This is a genomic window from Paenibacillus mellifer, from assembly GCF_023195895.1.
GTDB classification, from domain to species: domain Bacteria; phylum Bacillota; class Bacilli; order Paenibacillales; family Paenibacillaceae; genus Fontibacillus; species Fontibacillus mellifer.
The window spans coordinates 1-488 of sequence record NZ_JALPRK010000055.1 but is presented as its reverse complement, the minus strand read 5'-3'; the positions used below and the strand labels follow the sequence as shown (position 1 = coordinate 488).

Annotated in this window: 1 rRNA gene; it reads left to right on the top strand. The window is 51.8% G+C overall.

Features of this window, described 5'->3' with window-relative positions:
* Nucleotides 1–488, top strand: a 23S ribosomal RNA gene (locus tag M0651_RS23940); the annotation flags it as partial.

Genomic DNA, 488 nt, shown 5'->3' with positions numbered 1-488 from the left:
GATCCGGGGGTGTCCGAATGGGGAAACCCGGCTGGGTTAATATCCAGTCACTCGTATCTGAATTCATAGGATACGAAGAGGCAGACCAGGGGAACTGAAACATCTAAGTACCCTGAGGAAGAGAAAACAAAAGTGATTCCGTCAGTAGCGGCGAGCGAACGCGGAACAGCCTAAACCAAGGAGCTTGCTCCTTGGGGTTGTGGGACGTCTCACATGGAGTTACAAAGGTTCAGATTAGACGAAGAGGTCTGGAAAGGCCCGCCAAAGAAGGTAAAAGCCCTGTAATCGAAAGTGTGAACCCTCCGAGACGGATCCCGAGTAGTGCGGGGCACGTGAAACCCCGTATGAATCTGCCAGGACCATCTGGTAAGGCTAAATACTCCCTAGTGACCGATAGTGAAGCAGTACCGTGAGGGAAAGGTGAAAAGCACCCCGGAAGGGGAGTGAAATAGAACCTGAAACCGTGTGCTTACAAGAAGTCAGAGCCC